We start from the raw sequence: 21,818 nt of genomic DNA on the forward strand, positions 1-21,818 counted from the left end.
GCGTGTTGAATGGGTGTCGCCCGTTCTCTCGACCGGAGACGAAGGAGACAGCGCACATGATCGTGATCGCCCACCTCAGCGACGTCCATCTCGACGGTGACCGGCGCGCGGCCGACCGCACCCGCTCCGTCATGGAGTACCTCGACGCACTGCCCCACGACCTGGACGCCGTGCTCGTCAGCGGGGACATAGCCGACCACGGCGAGGACGGCGAATACGAGGAGGCCGCCAAGCTGCTGCGCTCGCGCCACCCCTTGGTGGTCTGCCCCGGCAACCACGACGAGCGCGCCGCCTTCCGCCGCGGCCTGCTGGGGGAGCGGTCCCCCGGCGGGGCCGGCGCGACCGGGCCCGTCGACCAGGTGCTGCGCGGCGACGGCTTCGTGCTCGCCGTGTGCGACTCGTCCGTACCCGGCGCGCACCACGGCTTCCTGGAGGAGTCCACGCTGGTCTGGCTGGACGGCGTACTGGCCGACACCCCGCCGCAGACCCCGGTCCTGGTCGCCTTCCACCATCCGCCGGTCCCGCTGCACACTCCGTACGTGGACGAGATCCGCCAGTTCGGGGAGGAGCGGCTCGCCGCCCTCGTCGAGCGCCACCCGCACCTGACGGCCTTCCTGTGCGGGCACGCCCACACCGCCGCGGCCACCACCTTCGCGGGCCGTCCGGTGCTGGTCGCGCCAGGGGTGGTCTCCACGCTCCGGCTGCCGTGGGAGGCGCCGACCGGGTCCTCCGAACACGTCCACCTCGACGAACCGCCGGCGGTCGCCTTCCACCTGATCGGTGACGACGGCCGGCTGACGACCCACTACCGGGTGGTCGTCGACCGCCGGTAGGTACGGCCGTCGCGGGTCCGCGTGAGCAGGCCCGAGGTGATGAGGTAACGCCGCAGCGCCGAGCAGTCCTCGTGCACCGTGCGCAGCGCTTCGTTCACCTCGGGCTCCGTGTAGTCGCGGTCCACCGCGAAGAGGGTCTCGGCGAGGTGGACGAGCAACTGCTCGCGCCGGGCGGTCCTGCGAGGGATCGCGAGGAGGCGGCCGCCGGAGAAGAGGCCGGCCACGTCCCGCTCCGTTGGGCGCGGGGCAGGGGACTGCGGGAGCTGGTGGTGATCCGTGCTGTGAGACATGCTCGTGAGCTTTGTCCGTCCGCTCCGGACGGGCAACGCATTTTCGCCCCGGCAGGAAATGACGGTCACTCATCTCGCCGAGTGGTGGTCGCGCCGGTCCTCTCCGGGGTCCGCCGGGTCCCTGACATCTCGGGGACCCGGCGGACCGGGGACTGATCGGGCGGGTCAGGGACCGACGGTGATCTGCTGCGCCGGGTCGGTCGTGTCGGTCACTTTGTAGACCGCGTTGAAGGTGGACGTGGTCGCGCTCGTCGGGCAGCCGAACCCGCCGGTGACCGTGACCGGTACGGAGACGTTGGTGAAGGTCAGGGTCGACGGAGCACCGTTGACCCAGGTGCCGCCGACGTTCGCCGGGGCGGTGGGGGCGGCGGTGACCGTGCAGGAGGCGAGCCCGCTCGTCTGGACCACCAGACCGCCGACCGGCAGGCCCATGGTGCCGGTGACCGGGGCGCCGTTCTGCATCGACACCGACCAGGCACCGCTGGTGGTGACCGTGGGCGTCACTCCCCACATGCTCGACGTGCAGGAGCTGTACGTGGGAGCGGAGATCGGCGAGGACACGGCCCCGGCCGGGTTGCTGTTGCCGGGGGCTCCCGGCACGCTGCCGGTGGCGACGGAGACCGTACAGGTGACGGTGACCGAACCGGCCTTGAGCGTGGCCTTCCCGCTGAGGGTGGCCTGGAACGCGTGCCCGGCCGGGGTGACGGTGGTCGACCCGGCCAGCGGTAAGGGGGCGGCGGAGGCGGTGACCGAGGCGAGCGCGATGGCTCCGGCGACGGCCGTCCCGAGGGCGAGCGCGGTGCGCGTACGGCTCATGGCTGAGCTCCTTGGGGATCGTGGTGCGGGGTGGGGGGAGGGGGTGCGGCCGCGGCGGACTCCGCTTTTCCGGAGCGTCGGGCGGCGTACGGCTGCCAGGCGAACATCAGGCCGCCGCCGAGGATGCCGAGCAGGGTGCCGATCAGGAACCCGCCGAGGTTCGACAGGACCAGAGCGGCGGTGGCGATCAGGGTGGTGAGGACACCCGCGAGAGAACGCTGTGGGGGAGAGAACCACGCGGTGAGCCCGAGCACGATCATCACGATGCCCATCAGGACGGACGGGATCCCCGCCACGCCCTGCTGGAGCATGATCTTCAGCGGTGCCAGCGGCAGGACGCAGATCCACGATCCGGCCAGGATCGCGAACAGCCCGCCCCAGAAGGGCCGGCTGCGCCGCCACCGCCGCCAGCGCTGCCGACGGCTCAGAAGCATTCCTTCTTGCCCTTGCTGACGTTCATGCTGAGCCCGGTGAGCTTGAAGGTGCCGGCGTTCGTCGCCCACGCCGTCTGCTGGAGATCGGTGATGTGGACCGTGTCGGCCTGCTGGCCGAAGAGGTCCTGCATCCCCTGGGCGTCGGCCGGACCCTTGTCCAGCGTCGAGGCGTCGCGCCCGATCTCGATGTTGCTGAAGACGGCGTCGCCCGCGAGCTGGGTGGCGTCGACGAAGAGGTTGCTCGCCTCCACCGGGGCCTTGCGGCCGGCGCTGAGGTTGAGCGAGATGTCCCCGATCACCGGGAGCGAGGTGACCACGGACTGGCAGAGGCTGTGGAGCTTGGCCTCCCTGATGGCGGTGACGGCCACCGGGATCAGCTCCTGGCGGGCGTTGACGTCCACGCTGCCGTACTGCGCGAAGCCCTCGCCCTCCAGGCTGCTCGCCGACACCTTGAACTGCTGTCCCGACACGGCGAACGAGGCGGCGAGCGCGCCCTGCGCGAGGGCGATGCCGAGGCCGGCGGTCACGGCGACGGCGGGGAGGGTCAGGACGGCGAACCGGCGCCAGCGGACGCGGCCGGAAGCATCGTCGGACGGGTCGGATAAATGGGGAGAACCGGTCATGAGAACGTCCCTTATTTCGGCTGTGCACCGTTGTTACCGACGAGTTGAATGTAAGAGTGCCAATGGGCGTTGGCAAGGTTGTGCGAGCGCACCCTTTGAGCCGACTCCTACTGCTCCGTACGCAGGAGTTCGGCGACCTCCGCGTCCACCCGCCGGGCCATCGCCCGCGCGAACTCCGAGGTCACCACCTCGCCGGCCACCGGCCTCAGGGCCGCCACCGCCGCCGTGATGTGCTGCAGCTGCGTGGCCGAAAGCCGTTCGAGACCCTCCAGGCCTTCCACGTCGATCACATGGCGCCGGAACAGCCCCACGAACCGGTCCGCCACCGCCGCCGCCTGCGCCTGTACGAACTCCCCGGCGTCCAGGATCTCCGCGAGCGGCACCCCCTGCCGCACCAGCGTCAGCGTCGCCTCCAGCAGCCGGCGGTTCGGGTAGGTGACCAGATCCCCGTCGACCGTCACATAGCCGAGCTCGGCCGCGCGCCGCGTGTCCGCGGCCGTCGCCGTCGGGCCGAACAGCTTCCGCAGCTGGGTCCGGGTCATGGTCACCGGCTCCTCCTGCACCCAGTCACGGGTCATCTCCCGTTCCAGGCCCAGGAGTTGAGACAGGCCGCCGCCCTCCTCCCACGCCTGCAGCAGCTCGGCGATGCCGTTGACCGTGTAGCCGCGCCCCAGCAGGTCGCTGATCAGGCGCAGCCGGGTCAGGTGATCGTCGGAGTACCAGGCGATGCGGCCCTCCCGGCGGGGCGGCGGCAGCAGCCCGCGCTCCTGGTAGTAGCGCAGGTTGCGCACCTTGACGCCGGCCGCCCGGGCCACGTCCTCCCGGCGGTAGCGCCCGCCACCGCCGCCCGTGCCGCCGCTCCTGCCACCGTTCCCGTTCTCCACCTGGCTGCTCACGCGCCAGAGTGTAGGACGTACCGGCTGGTCACATGGGCCGCGGACGATCCTGCTTGACCGCCCGCAGGACCACGAACTTCGGCTCGCTCGCGACGACTTCGCTGTTGCCGAAGAGCCGGCGCAGATGGGTGTGGTAGCCCATGTGCCGGTTGGCGACGATCCACAGCTCGCCGCCCGGACGCAGCACCTTGCGCGACTGCGCGAACATCCGCAGGGCCGTCGCGTCCGTGGTGGCCTGGTGGGAGTGGAAGGGCGGGTTGCTCAGCACCAGGTCCACGGAGGCGGGAGAGAGCATCGCGACCCCGTCGCCGACGTGGAACTCGGCGGTGCGCCGGCCCTCGCGGACGTTCGCCCTGTACGTCTCCCGCGCCGAGGCGAGCGCCTGGTAGGACTCGTCGGTGAACACGACCTCGGCGTCCGGGTCGTGGACCTGGACGGCCGTGCCGACGATGCCGTTGCCGCAGCCGAGGTCCACGACCCGGGCCCCGTCGGTGTTGGTCGGCAGGTTCTGCAGGAAGAAGCGGGTGCCGACGTCGAGCCGGTCGGCGCAGAAGATCCCGGCGTGGTTGACGACGGACAGGCCGGAGGCCGAGCCGGCGTCCTCGTCCACCGTGTACGTCAGCGGCCACGGCCCGGCGGACGTGGGGCGGGTCGCCCCGGGGGTGCCCGGCGTGCAGAAGATCAGCCGGGCCTTCTTCTCCGCGAGCGAGGTCTTCGTGGGGCCGAGGATCTTCTCGAAGAGGCGCAGCGTGGAGGTGTGGATCTCCTTGACCATGCCCGTGCCGACCACGACCGTGCCCGCGTGCACGTGCGGGGCCAGCCGGTACAGCTGGTCCTCCAGCAGCGCCAGGCTCTTGGGCACGCGCACCAGCAGGACGTCGATCCGCTCGGGCGGCGGGTCCTGCGTGGTCAGCAGCGTGACCGTCGCCTTGGACGTCCCGATACCGGCCCGGTCCAGGTTCGCCGCGGTGGCGGCCCGGGTCAGCGCGGAGTCGGTGATCTGCGTCGGACGGTACGCGGCGAGCGCCGTCGTCAGCGTCCCCCAGCGGTCCCCGAGCACCGTGATCTGCCCGGCGGAGGCCAGGTCCACGGGGCCGCGCTCCCCGGTACCGGAGTCGAGGTGGCGCAGCAGGTACTCGTCGGCGGCGTCCCAGGCGCGGAGCCGGTCGCGCGGGTCCTCGGGGAAACGGGTGAGCTCGTAGGAGCCGAAGGGTGTGGTCAGACGGTTCATATGGGCCCCAGGCTATCCGAGCCGGAGGCCCGACCCCGCATGCGCGGGGCCGGGTGGCGCGCTACTCGGGGAACTCGCCCGCCATGGCCGCCGCCATCCGCAGGTGGGGACGGGCCTCGGTGGCCCGGCCCAGGCGCTCCAGGGTGCGGCCGAGCATCAGCTGCGCGTAGTCCTCGACCGGCCAGCGCTCCAGTACGGCGCGGAGCTCGTGCTCGGCGCGGGAGAGCTGGGCGGAGTGGTAGTAGGCGCGGGCCAGCAGCAGCCGCGGCGCCAGCTGCTCGGGGGCCTCGCCCGCCAGGGTCTGCAGGATGCGGGCGGCCGTCGCGTACTCCTTCGCGTCGAAGAAGAGCTGGGCGCGCGCCCAGCGCTCGGCCGCCGTCCCGTGCTCGAGGTACGTCGTCGGCGCGTTCATCGCTTCCCTTCCGCCGTTCAGGTGATCCGTCCGCTGCCTCCAACACGCCCCGGCGGTCGAACATTCCGCTCTCCGCCGCCACCGCCGCGGGGCTAGGTTGTCTGCATGAGCAATCTCGATCGCCAGCCCGCTCTCTCCGCCTGCGGCGGCCGCGGCTTCGTCGTGGCCGAACCGGTGCGCGAACTCCTCAGCCCGCGCACGGTCAAGCTCGGTGAGTCCACCGAGGTCCGCCGACTCCTGCCGAACCTGGGCCGCCGCATGGTGGGTGCCTGGTGCTTCGTGGACCACTACGGCCCGGACGACATCGCCGACGAGCCCGGCATGCAGGTCGCACCGCATCCGCACTCCGGGCTCCAGACGGTGAGCTGGCTGCACGAGGGCGAGGTGCTGCACCGCGACAGCGTCGGCAGCCTCGAGACGATCCGGCCCCGGGAGCTGGGCCTGATGACCTCCGGCCGCGGCATCAGCCACTCGGAGGAGAGCCCGCGCCCGCACGCCCGCTTCCTGCACGGCGCCCAGCTGTGGGTGGCCCTGCCGGACGCCCACCGCAACGTGGAGCCGCACTTCCAGCACCACGCCGACCTGCCGACGGTCACGGCCCCGGGCCTGACGGCGACGGTCATCCTGGGCACCCTGGACACGGCGACCTCGCCGGGCACGGCGTACACCCCGATCGTGGGCGCGGACCTGACCCTGACGTCGGGCACGGAAACCCGCCTCCCGCTGGACCCGGACTTCGAGTACGCGGTCCTGTCCATGTCGGGCGAGGCCCACGTGGACGGCGTCCCGGTCCTCCCGGGCTCGATGCTCTACCTGGGCTGCGGCCGCACGGAACTCCCCCTGCGGGCGACCTCGGACGCGAGCCTGATGCTCCTGGGCGGCGAGCCGTTCGAGGAGGAGATCGTGATGTTCTGGAACTGGATCGGCCGCTCCAACGAGGAGATCGTACAGGCGCGCAAGGACTGGATGGAAGGCACGAGGTACGGCGAAGTGAAGGGCTACGACGGCCCCCCGATCCCCGCTCCCGAACTCCCGCCGGTGCCCCTGAAGGCGCGCGGAAGGGTGCGCTGACCTGCGCTTTTGTAAAACAGATCGACCAGGCGAGATCAACCCGGGAGAGACCGCATTCCGTGCGGAGATCATCCCGGCCAGGCGGCCGACGGGAGGCTCGGGGATGCCTTCGCTGGGCCCTCGACGTTTCCCAGGTGTGACCAGCTGGGGCCGGCTTTGCCAGGACCAATGCTGACCCAATGCTGACTTTGGTGACGGTTCGTCAGCAGAGTGGGCTCTGTGCGCCCCCACTCGGGGAGCCGGAAGCACCCGGCTCCCCTTCGGTACAACACGCTGTACCGAACGGGTACGGGCTGCCGAATGCGGTGGCGGCGGTGAGGGTAACGGTGTGCCTACCAGGTACCTCCAGCGTCGGCATCTGCCAAGCAGGGCTCTTCGGCCCCGGATGCTTGGCCTCGTACCGTCAGAGGATCGACGGGGTGGCCACATCTCACCCGTCCCGGGCGGAACGATGGTGGGTAGATGGCGCGTTGTGGACGTCAGTCTTGGGCCTGGGAGAACCTCCGCCGCCGAGCAGGATCAGGCGAGGCGGCTTCCGTCGTCTGAAGCGCTGCTGAGACCTCTGGCGGGTGGAGCTCGGTCTGCGGCCGACGCGTCAGGGTGCGCAACGGCCGCAGCCATCGGCGGCGGGACCATCCCGGCCCGTTGCGCAGCTCGGCGTACCGGATGACCGCGTCGGGGGTCATCGTCCGGATCCACATGGGCCTTCCGACCATGATGCGTTCGGCGCCGGCCGACTCGCCTTCGAGGTTCCACCGCGTGGGATCGAGTACGACGTCGGTGTAGATCTCGGCGACGAACTCGCAATGGCCCGCGTGGCCGATGGTGAAGCCGCGGGTCTCAGGGTGGTTCCTGTGGTCGGTGGTGCTGGAGAATCCCTGGTCCAAAGCGATCTTCAATGCCTCCACGGAACGGGACTGCGGGTCGTCCCATTGGGAGGTGTTCTGCCTTCCCCTGGTGCGTAGAAGCTCCTCAATCGCAGGCGCCGCTGAGGAGGTCCAGCCGTCGGCGAAGCCGTCGCTCGGCCCGAAGCCGCGTAGGTTGTCCTTGCTTCCGAAGAGGCAGAGGTCGACCCGCTGGCCGTGCACATTTCCAAGCCGAACGTGCATGACTGCGGCCTCCCGGCCGTGCCATGCAGCGAACTCGGCGAACTCGACCTTGCCGACGCCTTTGACGTAGGAGGCCGCGGGTCCCAGGTCCAGGCTTTCCGTGGCCGCGGCGCCGAGGTGACTCTCGATTCGGCGCGCCTCCTCCAGCCGGTTCCGGGTCACGCGCTGCTGGGGCCCGATGCCTCCTTGGAGACCGATGAGCGAGAGGCCGAAGGTCCAGGTCCGTCGTCCTGCGAGCTCGATGCCGTTCTCCTCGGCAACCTGCTGGACTGCTCGATCTGACCAGTAGACGTATCTACCGACCTCGTGACGGGCTGCCATCCGACCTCGTATTCGTTGGTGGCTCCGTGTACCGGAGTGGGGTCATGCTGGCACGGCAGGACCTGGGCCGGGCGTGATCAGCCGGGTTCCCCCGCGGGGCAGCCCCGACCTGCTAAGAGGCAGAGTCGGCAGCGAATGTGTCGTGAGACCAGCACATTTCCGGTCCGGGCCCCTGTTCTGGCATTTGGGCTGTTAGCGCCCTGCGTGACAAGGGTGCAGGGACGGCTGCGCCATGTGGTGCGGCAGCTATGGGGCCAGCCCGTACGGGGGAACGAGGACTCGGCGAGGTCGCGCTGACTCGTGGCGGCGCTGCTCGCTGCGGCCACTTCATGGGGGCCAAAGAGATCGAGCCATGGCTGATGGGCGCCCTTACTGACGCGCGTCGCCTTACCCAGACTGCTGTCAGAGATGGGGAGGTACTGGGTGGCAATACGCAAAAGGCGCCGGTCGGCATTGCGGACGTGTCGGGAGGCCAGGCTCAAGGCCAGCGCGTCGGGCGGCGCCGTCCTCCTGGCGATACTCCTGTTGTTCTGGTCGGTGATCTGGCCTTACGTGGTAGGGGTGTTGCTCTTCGCTGCAGTCGGCGGTGGCAGTTGGTGGCTCTGGAAGACGGACCGCCGCATCCGGAGCAGCGACCGGCGGTTGCGACACGAAGAAGCGGTCAGCATCGGCCATCGAAGGCTGTCTGAGGTCGACCTGATGGACGGAACACAGTTCGAGGACTTCGTGGCCGACCTCTGCAGGCGGGACGGTTGTACGGAAGTCCGCCGAGTCGGCGGCAGGGGCGACGACGGCGCCGATGTACGGGGACGGCTGCCTGACGGCCGCACGATGGTGATCCAGTGCAAGCGGTACAACCCGAAGCGGAAGATCTCCAATGGTGAAGTCCGCGACCTCCTCGGCTCACAGGTGCATTTCAAAGCCGAGGTCGCCGTCTTCGTCACCACCTCGTACTTCAGCGGCCCCGCCGAACGCTGCGCCGTGCAGAACGGTGTCGTCGCTGTCCACCGTGACCACCTCGGCCTGTGGAACAACGGCGCGGCCCTCCTGTTACTCACGGAGGTGAACGGAGCCGGCCAGGGCGACCGACGACACCGTGCACTGAGGAAAAACACGTACGAGCGGTGAGTCGGTGGATGACCCGCTACGGGTGAGTGGATGCCGACAGGGGTGTGCCCCCTGCTCCTGGCGGTGGGGAGGGGGCACCGTCACGCGATGCCAGACGAGGGAGGGCAGTATGCCGCGGGGCCAGTGCCCGAGCCAGAACGCGGCGGCTGAGGGCTGGTCTTGGGCCTCGGTGGAACCGTCGTGCAGCAGGTACTCGGTGGGAGCTACGTAGCCCTCGCCCGGGTTGAGGCGGATGCGGACGATGCGGAGGGGGCGGCCGCTGGCGACGTGGTGGCGGTAGTCCTGGGTGTGCGGGTAGCGGTGCGTGTGGTCGTCGGGGTGGACTGCGCGGCAGACCGTTTGGGCGTCGATGGCACCGAGGATGATGTACCGGGTTCCGGGGCCGAGGTTGAGGCAGATCCTGCGGCGTCCGGTGTGCTTGTCGGCGTACGGGAGCTTGTCCCAGTTGTCGAGGTGCAGCCCGATCAGCCGGCCGTCCTCGAAGTTGTCGGTGGTCGTGGTCATGCCGGGCTTGGCGAGGGCTTGGCCGAGGTACACCGCCTTCGGATCGCCCAGCGGGCCGGTGAGCTCTTCGAGGGGGAGTCCTTCCCGATGCGTGAGCCGGACGATCTCCACGAGTGTGCTGTCCAGGGGCCGTCGAGGGGCTGTGACCGCCTTGACTTCCGCCTCGGTCATTGGACGCCACTGCCCGGCTGGGATGATCGCCCCCGGCTCATAGGTGGTCTCGTCGCGGCGGGTGGTCCGGACGGTGGCGGTCTCGCAGCGGGCTCGGAGGGTGGACGGGTCGCCGTAGGCGATGTGCAGGGGCACGGGGTCCTCCGAGATCAGTCGTCCCCGATGGTGATGTCGATTTCTTTCACGAGGGCTTCGGCCAGGTCGGACTGCTGGCCGGGGTCGATGCGGACCCTGGCGAGGTTCGCGACGCCGCGGATCGCCGACAGGTCGTTCTCGCGCAGGTCGGTGTTGCGGTAGCGCCCCGTGCCGAATTCGGTGAGCCGGAGCGTGCAATCGGTGAACACGACGTCGGACAGGTCGCAGTCGGTGAACGTGGCCTCTGTGAGGACGCAGCCGATGAAGGCAACGGGGCCGGTGACGCGGACCTTCTCGAAGGTGGCGAAGTCGAGCTTGCAGCCTTCGAACAGCACGTCGTCGAGCACCAGGCCGTCCAGGGCGGCGCCCATCAGCTTGCAGTCCTGGACGTGGACACGGGTCAGCTTGCTTCCGGTCCAGCGTGCCGAGCCGAGGTCGCTGTCGCTGATCTCGACGCCGTGGAGGTTGACCCCCTCGAACTCGACCTGCTTCGTGCGGACGCCCGCGATCCGGCCGGTGACGAGTTGCGTGTCCGTGAGATCGAGCGATCGGAGATCGGCGTCCCCGTACGCGAAGTCCTGGACGGTGCCGCGGGAGCTGTCGAGGCTGTCGACGTTGCTCAGGTAGAGGCCGGGCTCGTCCAGCTCCGGCAGGGTGATGGTGGCGTGGCCGAAGGTGCGGATGGCCATGGTGCTCCTTGTCGTTGGGGCGGGGCGGCCCCGCGCTGGTGGCGGGACCGACCCGGTGGCGGCGGGTGCTACTTGTTCTTCCAGTTGTCCCAGGTGGGCCGGTTGTCGAACGTGGCCGTGGGGTTGTCCCACGTCGGACGGTTGTCGAACGCGGCGAGGGGCATGCCGTGCACGGCCACCGAGGTGGGCTGGTTGCTCCAGGTGGCGTTGGTCCAGGCGTTCTCCCAGCGGGCGACGGCCGCGGTGCCAGCGGCCTCCAGGAGGGACTCGAATCCCTCCGCCGAGTCCATCACGAGCGTGGCGGCGTCAGTGGGCGTGTGCACGGACATGTCGCGTGACTCCTTCGAGTAGGGCGATTTTGGCAGTGGTGCAGTACCGGGTCCTGGTCCCGTCGAACCGGCCGGCGTGCTCGAAGTACCGGTTCGCGGCGTGGGCGCCCCCGCAGAAGGCGAAGGAGGGGCAGGTGGCACGGCACGCGTCCACGCCCTGCCAGAACTCGGGGATCCAGGGAGTGCGTTCCTCGGCCTCGGCTACGAGGACGTCCAGGCCCTCCTTGAGCACGTTGCCGGTGGTGAAATCACCGAACCGGGCGTCGGTGAACCCCGCCAGCTCTGGGGAGAGCATGACCACCCCGCCGTCGTAGGCGATGGTGGGCATCGGGTCCCAGGGCGCGGAGGTGGGTGTGGGGGCGGTGTCGTGGCTTCCGAGAACGGCACCGGCGAAGTGGAGCACCCGCTGGATCTCCCGGAGGTGGATGACAGGGTTGGCCCGCCAGGCGTCTGCGAGGGCGGCCCAGAACTCGGTCGCGCGCACGGGGTCGGAGTCCTTGGCCCCGCGGTTGACCCCTTCTTCCTCTTCGACGTTGACGCCGAGGGTGGTGACGCCCAGGTCGGCGAAGAAGTCGTAGAAGCGGGCCGCGTTCTCGGGGGCCGGGTCGGAGACGACCGCGATGGCGGAGAACGGGATGTCGTGGCGGCGCAGGCGCTCGATGCCGCGCATGGTGACGCGGAATCCGGGGTGGCCGGCAAGGGTGACGCGGTGGGTGTTCATGTCCTCGGGGCCGTCGACGCTGACTCCGACGTGCACCGCGCGCTCCAGCAGGAACTCGCACCAGGCGTAGTCCACCAGAGCCGCGTTCGTCTGGACACTGTGCTTCGCGCCCTTGAAGGGGGACATGAGCGCGGCCAGGTGCTCACGGCCGGTGGCCAGCGGCTCCCCGCCGTGCCACACGACCTCGAATGCCGGATCGTGAGCTGCCCACGGATTGACGGACGCGGCCACAGCCTCGGCAACCGTCACGGGCATCAAGTGGTTCATCTTGCGGAACGGCAGGTAGCAGTATGTGCAGTCCATGGGCAGGCACTTCGTGGTCGGCTGCATGATCACAGACCGAGGCCTGGCCGCGAGCCGTAATGCACTCTGCATCGTGCTCCTCTCGATTGGGTCCGAGCGGTGTATCCCGCCCAGGCAGTGGTGCTGTTTGGAGGCACCGGGCGGAGCGGCGGTGGGGTCAGCGAGGGTCGGCCTGGCGCAGGGCCTGGTGGTCGGCGACAACCCATTCGACGCCGCCGCCCTCGGGGCGCAGGAAGACGGCTTCGGGGATGAAGCGCCGGGTCATGGGGTCTTCCCAGTCGCCGATGAACTGGACGATCCCCTCGCGGTCTCCGGCGGGGTCCAGCACGCGGGCGCCCTCGTAGAGCCAGGAGGGCCGGCTGCTCATACCGCACCGTCCGTGTCGGCCGATTTCCTGAATCGCTCCATGCCGCGCTCGGCGCGGACCCTCAGGGAGGGACTGGGGTCCGGATTGCCGAACGGGTCGTCCCACGGGGCGTATTCGGGCCGGTGTTGCGTCGTGTCGCCGGGGGCCCTGCGGGGGAGCGGGACGGGGGTGTCCTCCGTGGGCACGAGCGTGTCGAGCGAGGCGTTCCAGCCGTCCTCGCCTCCGCCCTCGGGACACAGGTGGTAGACCGTGGTGCCGGTGTCCCCGGGTACGTCTATGACCACACCCGTGCGGGAGGTTGCAGTGTCGTACGCAAGGTCGCCGCGCAGCGGCCAGCGGGGATCAGCGTCCGCCTGCTGTCGTACGCGGTCATGGTCAGTGCGACGCGTCGAGGTCATGTAGCAGAACGTATGCGCTCTGCTACAGAGCAATATGAATCCGTGGAATGTCCCCAGCTCAGTCCAGCGAAAATCGTCCGGTCATGCCGCGCAGCCGCTGGCGCGTAGCAGCCCGCTCGGCGTAGATGATTTTCCTGAGGGTCGCGCGTGCGACAGGGTGATTGCGGACCAGCTGCGGGGCGATGCGTTCGGCGGTCTCCAGTTCGGTCAGGGCCTGGTCGCGGTTACCGTCCCACAGCCACGCGCGGGCGAGGTCCATGTGGTGGTGACCGAGCCGAGAGTTCGGCAGGACCGCGATGTGCGCGGGGTCCGCCTCGCGGTTGAGCCGGAGTGCCTTCGTCTGGTCACTCATCTCCAAGGCGGCGCTGACGCCGTGGATGACGACGTTGCCGAGGCTGAACGTGACCGAGTGCCGGTCGTGGATCTCGGGCCCGACGTAGGAGTTGACCCGCTCGCCGGCCGTTCGTGCCAGCGCGAGCCGCTCATCGGACCCGGCGGCGTTCCCGCCGCGCGCGGACGAGATCGCGGCCCGCAGGTGCAGGGCGCCCCACATACGCAGGGCGAGAGGGTCGCCTGATTCGTACTCGGCTTCGATGCTGGCGAGGGCCTTGTCACCGAGGGCGAGGGCATCGTCCCAGTCGGCCGACGCCCATGTGTCCCACATGCGCATCCACAGCGCCATTGCCGGCATCACCGGGTCACCTGAGAGCTGCGCGGACCAGGTGGCCCGTTCGCAGGCCATGGCAACCAGCTCGGGATGTCCGAGGGCATGGGCCGCGGTGTGGGCGAACTTGCAGGCCACCGCATAGATCGCGAACGCCTCTTCACGTTCGTGGCCGGTGGACGCCTCAGCGAGGGCTCGGGCCTCGCGCAGCGTGTCCGGCAGCTCTTTCAGTACGGCGGCGTTCGCCGCAGCGTCGCGCAGGCGGAGCAGGCGCTTCATGTCGTGCCACAGCACTTCGGACGGCCGAGGGGTGCCGTCAAAGACAGGAGCCAAGTCGTAGCGGCGCAGTTCCCTGATGATGGAGGCCGCTGAGACCTGCCACTTGGTCTCGGCGCCGCCGCCCGAGTAAGGGCGCTCGATCAAGACGTTCGGATGGCAATGGAGCGCGGCGGCAACGGCGTTGATCAGGCCGGCCCGGTCCAGCTCGATCCGCCCCTTCTCCAGTTTGGACACCCACCCCTGAGTCCGCCCCAGCGCGGCGGCAAGGTCGGCTTGAGTCATCCCGACCGAGAGTCGCTGGCGCCGGACCCGCTGTCCGATCCGCTCTTGCTCCTCGATGTACCCGCTCACACCCACCACCCCAATCTGCGACCGCTTCTGACGCGACGGTACCGCTGGGGCACTCCAGAAGGTGGGCGTTGGCCAAGGGATCTCAACATACGCCCATGCCCTCTCACCGCCTTCGAGCGCGGCGGGCGCCCCAGCATCGCGGCGAACGTCTATCTCACCGATCCTGGCGCCGTCCAGACCATGGTCGACCTCGTCCGCGCTGAGATCGGGCCCATCGACATCCTGGTGAACAACGCTGGCTCCTACCCCCGCGTCCCCTGGCAGGACACCGACGAGGCCGCCTGGAGCTACTCCCTCGACGTGAACCTCACTGCCCACTACCGCACCTGCCACGCCGTGACCCCCGGCATGATCGAACGCCGCTGGGGCCGGATCGTGAACATCGGCAGCGTCAACGCCCGCGCCGGCCGGACGAACCTCGTCGCGTACAGCACCGCGAAGCAGGGCTACTGGGCCTGACCCGCTCCCTCGCCCGCGAACTGGGCGTATGGGGTCTGCGTCAACACGGTCACGCCCGGCGCCATCCAGGTCGAGGCAGAGAAGACCATCCCTGCCCAGCACCGCGTCCGGAGGACCAGATCAAGCGCCGGTGCGTCCCTCGCCGTGGTCGGCCCGAAGACGTCGCGGCCCTGATGGCGTTCCTCGTGGGCCCCTCCGCATCGTTCATCACTGGGCAATCCGTCCACGTCGACGGTGGCTGGCTGCTGCACTGAGACGTCAGCGAGCAAGGAGACAGAACGAATGATCGAACGAGTCCGCGCCGTCCTCGTCACCGTTGACGACACGATGCTGGTCATCCGTCGTACCAAGCCCGGCATCCCGGTGTACTGGGTCCTGCCCGGTGGTGGTGTCGAGCCCAGCGACGAGTCCCGGGAGGCCGCCCTTCACCGGGAGATCCACGAGGAGATCGCGGGGAAGGCCGACATCGTCCGGCTCCTCCACACGATGGAGTCCGACGAGGAGCGTCAGCTCTTCTACCTCGCCCGCATCGCCACCTGGTCCTTCGAGGACCGCACCGGGCCCGAGTTCAGTGCCGAGGGCCGCGGCGAGTACGCGCTGGAGGAGATCCCGCTGACCGTGGAGGGGCTCGACGGCATCGACCTCCAGCCCGAGGAGATCGCCCACGTCCTCCGGGGCGCCATCGGCGCCGGCGCCCTTCGGGCAGAGGCTGCGAAGTAGCTGTCCGGCTGTGTGGACTTACCGTCGGGGCCGACGCTGAAGTGCGTCGGCCCCGACGGTGCCTACGGTGTGCTGCGGATGCTGGCAGGCCAGGTGGCGGGAACTGCTCGTACGCCGTCGGCTGCCTGGTGTACTGCCCGCATGGCAGATCAGAAGCAGTGCACGGTCGTGCGGACCGGCACGTATGAAGGCATCCAGGGTGGCACTTTCGGGGCGGGGATCAGCGCCCAGTCGGCGGGCGCGGAGCGGTTGTGTCTGCACCGGCTGGTGATGCCGGCGGGGACGCGGGGGCGCCCTCACCTGCACGAGGGGCACGAGTCGGCCATTTTCATCCAGTCCGGGCAGGTCGAGGTCTGGCACGGGGAAGACCTGGCCGAACACGTCGTACTGCGCGCGGGGGACTACATCCACATCCCCGCGGACACGCCCCACATGCCCGTCAATACCGGAGCCGAGGACATGGTGTGCCTGGTTGCACGCACCGATCCAGAAGAACAGGAAGGCGTCCGGCTGCTGGATCTGCCCTCCTGGCTGGAGGCCCGGATCGCCCCGATGCCGGTCGGGGCCGGCTGAGCCTCGAAGTGACGGGCGGCGTTCAGTGACGCATTTCAGGGCCGTGAAAGAGACAACGAATGCGGTGCTGGGTGCGGACGCGCAGCATGGAGGCATGGTGGTACTCCCGCGGCCGGAGAGGCGTGCGAGGGGCCCCGCGTCCGGCGTCGGACCGGGATCCCCGTCGAGCGGCTCCCGTATGGGTGCCGGCCAGGAGAGCTCCGGGATCCGTCGACGCCCGATGCCGCCCGGCCTGCGCCGAACGTCCTGTACGGCTCTCCCGGCCCTCCTGACGGCCGTTCTGGCCATCGTGCCGATCGGCCCCGCCCACGCCTTCACCGGTGACAATCACGAGGACATCACCCGGGTCGCACTGCCCTGGGAGCCCGTCACACTGACCGAGATGGCTGACGCCCGCGCCGGGGCGATCAACGCCAACGACCACCCCCCGTACTTCGACGTCGGCCCCCTGCACTGCGACAACGCCGACTATCTTGCGCCCCGCTACGCCTCCGACTACCCCCGTACCCGGGACGAGGCCACCACCGAGCTCCTCGCGTGTATCCGCACCTCCGTCACCCGCTTGCGCAACGCGGTCGAGGCCGCCGACGGCCTCGTCGACGCCGACGGCAAGGTGCGGGCCGACCAGAGCGACCTGTCCTCGCGCTGCACGTGGGACGGGAAGCCCGGGCGGGCCAAGTGCGCCGTCCTCGAACAGCTCGGCCGCGGCTGGCACCAGATCGAGGACTTCTATGCGCACTCCAACTGGAGCGACCGGCCCGCGCCCGGCCCGGTCGGCCTCGACAACCCGCCCGGTCTGGAGCGTACGGACGTCGCACCGTTCCTCGACATCCGCCGCTACAGCGGCATGAAGGACGCCGACTGGACCCGGGACGCGCGTGAGCGTGTCCCTGCGGACCTCGCCACCGGCTGCTACACCGACATCGATTCCACCGGGGTCAAGCCAGCCGACTGTGACGGGCGCGTCACCCACAACCGTGCCCTGAACAAGGACACCGCCGCATCGCCCCGCTCCAAGACGGGTGACAACTTCCGCCACGCGACGGCCGGCGCCACCGCCGAGATCACGCGCCAGTGGAACGACTTCAAGGCCGAGCTGCTCGCGAAGTACCCGGATCACCGGCGCGGCGCACAGATGGTCTGCGCCCTCGTCCACGATGAGCCGGCCGGAGCCTGCCCCTGACGGGGGAGGGAACGGTCGGATGCCTTGTGGCAGCGGGCCCAGGCTCGGGTTCCCGCAGTTGCATCGCGGCAGGTGCAGGCGGGTGGTAACAGAGGCTCACGGCCCTTTCGGCCTGAGCAAGTCGGGCTCTCTGGAACCTGGCCATGCATGGACTCGGCGGCGACCGGCGGGTCCACGGTACGGCCCGCTCACTGGCGGGCCATGTGCATGCGCATCTCGCTCTCGGCGTCGACGATGAGGTCGCCGGACAGGTCGACGGTGACGCTGTGGAGGGTGCCGGTGAAGCGGAACGGTGCCCGGTAGTCGGGGGTGACGGCCGATCCCGGGTTGGTGCCGCAGGTCATGCCGCCGGGATTGAACGTGACCGGGGTGGTGACCGGCATGTCGCTCTCGCCGACCAGGCGGCCGTCGATGTAGAGCTGTGCGCGGCCGGGCGCTCCCTTGCCGCGGGCGATGTCGGGGGCGCCGGTGGGCTCGAACTCGAAGCGCAGCGCGTGCCGCCCCTCGGGCACGGTTTCGGCGGAGGCGACGTGGTGCAGGGTTCGTTGGACGTAGTTGTGGGCGTAGTGGAGGTGGCCGTCCTTGACGTAGAGGGACCAGCCGCCGGCGTTGGTGCCCTGGCTGATCAGGACGCCCTCCGCGCCACCGGGCGGGATCTCGACGTCGGCGGTGACACTGTGCGGGCGGTTGAGGACACGGGGGGCGACCGCGGCGGGCAGGGACTGGGTGCCGGGGCGCAGGGTGTAGCTGGTCCGGTTCTCGGTGATCTGCGGGCGCTCGGTCAGCAGGCGCGCAAAGGCACTGCCGTCGATCGGCATCACGTTGTACTTGCCGGCCTCCATGTACCACAGGGCGATCATCTCGATGAGTTTGCTGCGGTGCTCCTGGGCGAGGTTCCGGGTTTCGGCGATGTCCTGGTCGACGTGGTAGAGCTCCCAGTGATGGGCGTCGAGGTCGTCGAGGTCCGCCATGGTGATCGGGGCGCCGAAAGGCCGCCCGGCCTCGGCGAAGGAGGGGCCGGGCCAGGGGCAGACCGCCCGCCACCCGTCGTGGTCGATCGCCCGGTGCCCGAACATCTCGTAGTACTGGGTGTGGTGGCGGCTCGTCGCCGCAGCGTCGTCGAAGGTGTGGGCGAAGCTGACCCCGTGCAGGGGCGACTGGGTGACACCCCGGATGGTCGCCGGCGCCTCGATGTCGAGGACGTCCAGGACGGTGGGCACCATGTCGATGATGTGCGCGAACTGACCGCGGACCTCACCGCGGGCCCGGATGCCGGCCGGCCAGTGGACGAGGAAGGGGTCGCTGACGCCGCCGCGGTAGGTCTCCCGCTTCCACCGCCGGAACGGGGTGTTGCCCGCCCACGTCCATCCCCACGGGTAGTGGTTGAACGTGGTCGGGCTGCCGATCTCGTCGATCCGCGACAAGCTCTCCTCCAGCGCCTCGGGCGCGTTGTTGAAGGCTTGCAGCTCGTTGGTGGTGCCGGTGACGCCGCCCTCGGGACTCGCACCGTTGTCGGAGACCACCATGATCAGCGTGTTGTCGAACTCGCCGGTCTCCTTCAGGAAGTCCAGCAGCCGCCCGAGGTGGTGGTCGGTGTGGGAGAGAAACCCGGCGTAGACCTCCATCATCCGTGCGGCCAGGCGCCGCGCGTCGGGCGTGAGCGCCTCCCACGCGGGCACGTCCGGATCGTGCGGGGACAGCTGCGTGTCCGCCGGCACCACTCCGAGCTCCTTCTGCCGGGCGAAGGTGCGCTCGCGGTAGGCGTCCCAGCCGTCGTCGAACCGGCCCCGGTAGCGGTCCGCCCACTCCTTCGGCACATGGTGCGGGGCATGCGCCGCACCCGTGCACAGGTTCATGAAGAACGGCTTGTCCGGGGCGACCTGCTTGGCGTCGGCGATGAACGAGATCGCCCGCTCGACCAGGTCCTCCGTCAGGTGGTAGCCCTCCTCCGGCGTGGCCGGCGGTTCGACCTGGTGGTTGTCGTACACCAGGTCCGGATACCACTGACTCGTGTCCCCGCCCAGGAACCCGTAGAACCGCTCGAAGCCCCGCCCCAGCGGCCACCGGTCGTACGGGCCCGCGGCCGACTCCTGCTCCGATTGCGTCAGGTGCCACTTGCCGACCATGTACGTGTTGTAGCCGTGCTGCAGCAGCATCTCCGACAGGAACCCGTTCTCGAACGGGATCTGCCCGTCGTAGCCCGGGTAGCCGGTGGCCAGCTCCGTGATCGCCGCCATGCCGTTCGCGTGGTGGTTGCGGCCCGTGATGATGCAGGAGCGCGACGGCGAGCACAGGGAGGTGGTGTGCATGTTGCTGTACAGCAGCCCGCCCGCGGCCAGCGCGTCCAGATGCGGTGTCTCGATCGGACTTCCGTAGCAGCCGAACTGCCCGAACCCCGTGTCGTCGAGCACGATGAACAGCACGTTCGGCGCACCCGCCACCGCCCGCACCGGCTGCGGCCACGCCGGACTCGACTCCTCGGTCGTCCGCCCGATCACCCCCGGGAACCGCTGCCCCGGCCGGTACTCACTCCACGACGACTGCGCCATGTGTCTCCGTCCCACCATCGGTGCGAGCACCGGTGCTGTGTGTGCGGCTGTGCGGCCGGCCCCGAGATCGAGCCGTGCCGCGGCACAGGATGACGGGGCAGACGACGCAGGCCGTCGGACCGGGGCAGGCCCGAACTCCTCCACGCTAAGACGCCACCGTCACCCCGGCGACCGGGCTGCGCCGTCCGGTCCCTGCCACGGGACGGCACCCTGATCGGCTACCGCATCTACGAAGCCGGCTCTCTCACCACGGCTCTCTCACCACGGCTCTCTCATTACGGCGCTCGCGCCGAATCTGCCGCTACTCCTGCTCGGCTGGGCGCTCCTCGAAGGTCGAGCACCGGGCCCGCATTCGGGCCCGCGCCCCTGAACCGACTCGGGGGCGGTGTGGGGGGCGGCCCCGGGTCGGTCCCCGATGTGGGGCGCGAGCACCGTCCATAGCGTCATGGGCATGTCGAAAAATGGGAACAACGGGGCCGGCGGCCAGCCTCGGATACCGCGCTGGAGGCGGACGCTGCTGATCCTCGGTGCGCTGTTCGTGGGCTTCGCCCTTGTCGTCGGAGCGCTCTTTACCCGGCTCTACACCGGAGCCAAGGTGTCCACCGTCGGCGCGGTGGATTTCCGCAACGCCCTTGTGGTGCCGCCCCTCGCCGGGTCCACCGTGGAGGCGGACGGGACCCGCGTCTTCGACCTGCGGATGCAGGCGGGGGAGACCGAGTTCACCGCCGGGACCAGGACCCCCACCTGGGGTTTCAATGGCAGCCACCTCGGCCCCACCCTCCGCGCGGCGAAGGGCGAGAAGGTCCGGGTGCGGGTGGTCAACACCCTGCCGGAGGAATCCACCGTCCACTGGCACGGCATGCATCTGCCCGCCGCGATGGACGGCGGCCCGCACCAGATGGTGCCGGCGGGCGGTAGCTGGGCCCCCGAGTGGACGATCGCGCAGCCGGCCGCAACCCTCTGGTACCACCCGCACCCGCACGGTGCGACCGAGACGCACGTCCGGCGCGGCCTCGCGGGCCTGTTCCTGCTGGACGACGCGGAGTCGGCGGCCCTGCCCCTGCCCAAGACGTACGGGGTCGACGACATCCCGGTCATCGTCCAGGACGTGACCTTCGACGGCGCGAAGCTCGACCACGACCACAAACTGATGCGCAACGTCGGCTTCCTCGGCGACCGGACGATGGTCAACGGCACGCTGGACCCGTACGTCGCCGTCCAGGACGAACTGGTCCGGCTGCGCCTGCTGAACGCCTCCACCGCCCGCGTCTACACCTTCGGCTTCGACGACGGCCGTGCGTTCCGGCAGATCGCCTCGGACGGCGGCCTCCTCGAAGCCCCGTACTCGACCGATCACCTGCGCCTGTCGCCGGGGGAGCGCGCGGAGATCGTCATACGGATGCAGCCGGGCGAGGAAAGGGTCCTTCGCTCCTACCCCCTGGACGCCGGACTGGACTTCTGGAACCAGCGCTTCGGTGGCGGCGACGACTCGTTCGACGTGATGCAGCTGCGCGCGGCGCCCACCCTGAGGCCGTCGACGGAGCTGCCGCGGGCACTGGTGGCAGCGGCGCTCCCCACCGGTGAGGAGTCGGCCCGCAGCCGCTTCTTCGAGCTCAAGATGTCCGGCATCAACGGCCGGAAGATGGACATGTCCAGGGTGGACGAGACGGTCACCCGCGGCACGGCCGAAACCTGGACCCTCCGCAACAACGACGGGATGCCGCACAACTTCCACGTCCACGACGTCCAGTTCCGCATCCTCGACATCAACGGCGCAGCCCCGCCCCCGCCGTTGCGCGGGCCGAAGGACACCGTCTTCATCCCGTCCGGTTCGACGGTCCGCATCGCACTGCGCTTCGACGGCCCCGCGGACCCGGATACCCCATACATGTACCACTGCCACCTGCTGTACCACGAGGACAAGGGCATGATGGGCCAGTTCGTGGTGGTCGACCCGGGCCGGCCGGCGGCCACCCCGAAGCCCGCGCCCGCATCCGGCTCACACCAGCACTAGGTCGTCTCTTTCGGATCTTGTCGGTCGGCCCACGTCGTCCGGTGCCGTGCATCGCAAGGCGGAGGAGCGCCGTTGCGGCGAGGTGCGGTGCCGGGCGACGCGGGCCTGGGGGCACCTCCCAGCGGTAGCTGGGGGAGCAAGATCCGAAAGAGACGACCTAGGGGTGTGGGAGAGGGGCAGTCGATCCCACCGCGTTCCGACGCAGCCCACGCAGAGCCCGGCCGGAGCCCGTAGTCACCCCGGCC

The 21,818-nt window shown here is 69.8% G+C and carries 23 protein-coding genes and 1 pseudogene; 8 read left to right on the forward strand and 16 right to left on the reverse strand.

Annotated features, from left to right (window positions below):
* Positions 1–56 precede the first annotated feature (56 nt).
* Positions 57–833, forward strand: coding sequence for a metallophosphoesterase (locus OG753_RS35020; protein WP_405791388.1), 777 nt, complete (start codon positions 57–59; stop codon positions 831–833).
* On the opposite strand, the gene OG753_RS35025 is transcribed toward OG753_RS35020, so the two are convergent.
* From OG753_RS35025 to OG753_RS35055, 7 genes are all read right to left on the reverse strand, one after another.
* Positions 806–1,123, reverse strand: a complete 318-nt coding sequence (locus tag OG753_RS35025) for a DUF2087 domain-containing protein (protein WP_405791389.1) — start codon at positions 1,121–1,123, stop codon at positions 806–808. The two genes, OG753_RS35020 and OG753_RS35025, sit on opposite strands and share 28 nt — an antisense overlap.
* Positions 1,124–1,288: 165 nt before the next feature.
* Positions 1,289–1,939 carry a hypothetical protein gene (locus tag OG753_RS35030; RefSeq protein ID WP_327265670.1) on the reverse strand — a complete coding sequence of 217 codons (651 nt, stop codon included), beginning with the start codon at positions 1,937–1,939 and terminating at the stop codon, positions 1,289–1,291.
* A complete protein-coding gene (locus OG753_RS35035) occupies positions 1,936–2,373 on the reverse strand; it encodes a DUF6114 domain-containing protein (protein ID WP_327265671.1) in 438 nt (145 codons plus the stop codon). The genes OG753_RS35030 and OG753_RS35035 overlap by 4 nt, the downstream gene beginning before the upstream one ends.
* Positions 2,364–2,996, reverse strand: a complete 633-nt coding sequence (locus tag OG753_RS35040) for a DUF6230 family protein (protein ID WP_405791390.1) — start codon at positions 2,994–2,996, stop codon at positions 2,364–2,366. Before OG753_RS35040 ends, OG753_RS35035 begins: the two co-directional genes overlap by 10 nt.
* 107 nt (positions 2,997–3,103) lie before the next feature.
* Positions 3,104–3,892, reverse strand: coding sequence for a MerR family transcriptional regulator (locus OG753_RS35045; protein ID WP_405791391.1), 789 nt, complete (start codon positions 3,890–3,892; stop codon positions 3,104–3,106).
* 28 nt (positions 3,893–3,920) lie between these two features.
* Complete coding sequence (locus tag OG753_RS35050; protein ID WP_405792920.1) at positions 3,921–5,114, reverse strand: methyltransferase; 1,194 nt, start codon at positions 5,112–5,114, stop codon at positions 3,921–3,923.
* 70 nt (positions 5,115–5,184) lie between these two features.
* A complete protein-coding gene (locus OG753_RS35055; RefSeq protein WP_327265675.1) occupies positions 5,185–5,535 on the reverse strand; it encodes a tetratricopeptide repeat protein in 351 nt (116 codons plus the stop codon).
* 105 nt (positions 5,536–5,640) lie between these two features.
* On the opposite strand from OG753_RS35055, the gene OG753_RS35060 reads away from it, so the two are divergent.
* Positions 5,641–6,606 carry a pirin family protein gene (locus OG753_RS35060; RefSeq protein ID WP_405791392.1) on the forward strand — a complete coding sequence of 322 codons (966 nt, stop codon included), beginning with the start codon at positions 5,641–5,643 and terminating at the stop codon, positions 6,604–6,606.
* A 479-nt stretch (positions 6,607–7,085) separates the two neighbouring features.
* Here the strand turns inward: OG753_RS35060 and OG753_RS35065 are convergent, their stop codons facing one another.
* Positions 7,086–8,036 (reverse strand): hypothetical protein, encoded by a 951-nt coding sequence (locus OG753_RS35065; protein WP_405791393.1) that lies wholly within the window; start codon positions 8,034–8,036, stop codon positions 7,086–7,088.
* A 423-nt stretch (positions 8,037–8,459) separates the two neighbouring features.
* Here OG753_RS35065 and OG753_RS35070 point away from each other — a divergent pair, with 423 nt between their 5' ends.
* Positions 8,460–9,164 (forward strand): restriction endonuclease, encoded by a 705-nt coding sequence (locus OG753_RS35070; protein ID WP_405791394.1) that lies wholly within the window; start codon positions 8,460–8,462, stop codon positions 9,162–9,164.
* On the opposite strand, the gene OG753_RS35075 is transcribed toward OG753_RS35070, so the two are convergent.
* The 7 genes from OG753_RS35075 to OG753_RS35105 form a co-directional block, all read right to left on the reverse strand.
* A complete protein-coding gene (locus tag OG753_RS35075) occupies positions 9,087–9,974 on the reverse strand; it encodes a hypothetical protein (protein WP_405791395.1) in 888 nt (295 codons plus the stop codon). The genes OG753_RS35070 and OG753_RS35075 overlap by 78 nt on opposite strands.
* A gap of 14 nt (positions 9,975–9,988) precedes the next feature.
* On the reverse strand, positions 9,989–10,663 hold the full coding sequence (locus OG753_RS35080) for a pentapeptide repeat-containing protein (protein ID WP_405791396.1): 675 nt from the start codon (positions 10,661–10,663) through the stop codon (positions 9,989–9,991).
* A 68-nt stretch (positions 10,664–10,731) separates the two neighbouring features.
* On the reverse strand, positions 10,732–10,992 hold the full coding sequence (gene amcA / locus OG753_RS35085) for a multiple cyclophane-containing RiPP AmcA (RefSeq protein WP_405791397.1): 261 nt from the start codon (positions 10,990–10,992) through the stop codon (positions 10,732–10,734).
* Entirely contained in the window at positions 10,970–12,016 is a 1,047-nt protein-coding gene (locus OG753_RS35090; protein ID WP_405791398.1) for a radical SAM protein, read from the reverse strand. Before OG753_RS35090 ends, amcA begins: the two co-directional genes overlap by 23 nt.
* Before the next feature lie 157 nt (positions 12,017–12,173).
* The gene (locus OG753_RS35095; protein ID WP_405791399.1) at positions 12,174–12,383 is read right to left on the reverse strand and encodes a hypothetical protein; all 210 of its coding nucleotides are present in this window, start codon (positions 12,381–12,383) and stop codon (positions 12,174–12,176) included.
* A complete protein-coding gene (locus tag OG753_RS35100) occupies positions 12,380–12,781 on the reverse strand; it encodes a hypothetical protein (protein ID WP_405791400.1) in 402 nt (133 codons plus the stop codon). Before OG753_RS35100 ends, OG753_RS35095 begins: the two co-directional genes overlap by 4 nt.
* A gap of 58 nt (positions 12,782–12,839) precedes the next feature.
* Complete coding sequence (locus OG753_RS35105) at positions 12,840–14,075, reverse strand: helix-turn-helix domain-containing protein (RefSeq protein ID WP_405791401.1); 1,236 nt, start codon at positions 14,073–14,075, stop codon at positions 12,840–12,842.
* 180 nt (positions 14,076–14,255) lie between these two features.
* Here OG753_RS35105 and OG753_RS35110 point away from each other — a divergent pair.
* The 4 genes and pseudogenes from OG753_RS35110 (at position 14,256) to OG753_RS35125 (ending at position 17,010) form a co-directional block, all read left to right on the forward strand.
* Positions 14,256–14,788, forward strand: a pseudogene (locus OG753_RS35110) (SDR family NAD(P)-dependent oxidoreductase).
* A gap of 28 nt (positions 14,789–14,816) precedes the next feature.
* Positions 14,817–15,254, forward strand: a complete 438-nt coding sequence (locus OG753_RS35115; protein WP_405791402.1) for an NUDIX domain-containing protein — start codon at positions 14,817–14,819, stop codon at positions 15,252–15,254.
* Positions 15,255–15,395: 141 nt separating this feature from the next.
* Positions 15,396–15,827: a cupin domain-containing protein gene (locus OG753_RS35120; protein WP_401254870.1), complete on the forward strand. Its 432-nt coding sequence runs from the start codon at positions 15,396–15,398 to the stop codon at positions 15,825–15,827.
* A gap of 289 nt (positions 15,828–16,116) precedes the next feature.
* The gene (locus OG753_RS35125) at positions 16,117–17,010 is read left to right on the forward strand and encodes a hypothetical protein (protein WP_405791403.1); all 894 of its coding nucleotides are present in this window, start codon (positions 16,117–16,119) and stop codon (positions 17,008–17,010) included.
* Positions 17,011–17,198: 188 nt separating this feature from the next.
* On the opposite strand, the gene OG753_RS35130 is transcribed toward OG753_RS35125, so the two are convergent.
* Positions 17,199–19,559 carry an arylsulfatase gene (locus OG753_RS35130; RefSeq protein WP_405791404.1) on the reverse strand — a complete coding sequence of 787 codons (2,361 nt, stop codon included), beginning with the start codon at positions 19,557–19,559 and terminating at the stop codon, positions 17,199–17,201.
* 451 nt (positions 19,560–20,010) lie between these two features.
* Between OG753_RS35130 and OG753_RS35135 the strand changes: the two genes are divergently transcribed.
* Positions 20,011–21,573, forward strand: coding sequence for a multicopper oxidase family protein (locus OG753_RS35135; protein WP_405791405.1), 1,563 nt, complete (start codon positions 20,011–20,013; stop codon positions 21,571–21,573).
* The last annotated feature ends 245 nt before the right edge of the window (positions 21,574–21,818 follow it).

Origin of the sequence: Streptomyces sp. NBC_00029, from assembly GCF_045160505.1 — a bacterium.
Lineage (GTDB): Bacteria > Actinomycetota > Actinomycetes > Streptomycetales > Streptomycetaceae > Streptomyces.

Excerpts from the sequence above, each read along its gene's own strand:
- OG753_RS35020 (WP_405791388.1), top strand. The coding sequence starts at position 57 with ATGATCGTGATCGCCCACCTCAGCGACGTCCATCTCGACGGTGACCGG.
- OG753_RS35025 (WP_405791389.1), bottom strand. The coding sequence starts at position 1,123 with ATGTCTCACAGCACGGATCACCACCAGCTCCCGCAGTCCCCTGCCCCG.
- OG753_RS35030 (WP_327265670.1), bottom strand. The coding sequence starts at position 1,939 with ATGAGCCGTACGCGCACCGCGCTCGCCCTCGGGACGGCCGTCGCCGGA.
- OG753_RS35035 (WP_327265671.1), bottom strand. The coding sequence starts at position 2,373 with ATGCTTCTGAGCCGTCGGCAGCGCTGGCGGCGGTGGCGGCGCAGCCGG.
- OG753_RS35040 (WP_405791390.1), bottom strand. The coding sequence starts at position 2,996 with ATGACCGGTTCTCCCCATTTATCCGACCCGTCCGACGATGCTTCCGGC.
- OG753_RS35055 (WP_327265675.1), bottom strand. The coding sequence starts at position 5,535 with ATGAACGCGCCGACGACGTACCTCGAGCACGGGACGGCGGCCGAGCGC.
- OG753_RS35060 (WP_405791392.1), top strand. The coding sequence starts at position 5,641 with ATGAGCAATCTCGATCGCCAGCCCGCTCTCTCCGCCTGCGGCGGCCGC.
- OG753_RS35065 (WP_405791393.1), bottom strand. The coding sequence starts at position 8,036 with ATGGCAGCCCGTCACGAGGTCGGTAGATACGTCTACTGGTCAGATCGA.
- OG753_RS35080 (WP_405791396.1), bottom strand. The coding sequence starts at position 10,663 with ATGGCCATCCGCACCTTCGGCCACGCCACCATCACCCTGCCGGAGCTG.
- amcA (WP_405791397.1), bottom strand. The coding sequence starts at position 10,992 with ATGTCCGTGCACACGCCCACTGACGCCGCCACGCTCGTGATGGACTCG.
- OG753_RS35090 (WP_405791398.1), bottom strand. The coding sequence starts at position 12,016 with ATGGACTGCACATACTGCTACCTGCCGTTCCGCAAGATGAACCACTTG.
- OG753_RS35095 (WP_405791399.1), bottom strand. The coding sequence starts at position 12,383 with ATGAGCAGCCGGCCCTCCTGGCTCTACGAGGGCGCCCGCGTGCTGGAC.
- OG753_RS35100 (WP_405791400.1), bottom strand. The coding sequence starts at position 12,781 with ATGACCTCGACGCGTCGCACTGACCATGACCGCGTACGACAGCAGGCG.
- OG753_RS35115 (WP_405791402.1), top strand. The coding sequence starts at position 14,817 with ATGATCGAACGAGTCCGCGCCGTCCTCGTCACCGTTGACGACACGATG.
- OG753_RS35120 (WP_401254870.1), top strand. The coding sequence starts at position 15,396 with ATGGCAGATCAGAAGCAGTGCACGGTCGTGCGGACCGGCACGTATGAA.
- OG753_RS35130 (WP_405791404.1), bottom strand. The coding sequence starts at position 19,559 with ATGGCGCAGTCGTCGTGGAGTGAGTACCGGCCGGGGCAGCGGTTCCCG.
- OG753_RS35135 (WP_405791405.1), top strand. The coding sequence starts at position 20,011 with ATGTCGAAAAATGGGAACAACGGGGCCGGCGGCCAGCCTCGGATACCG.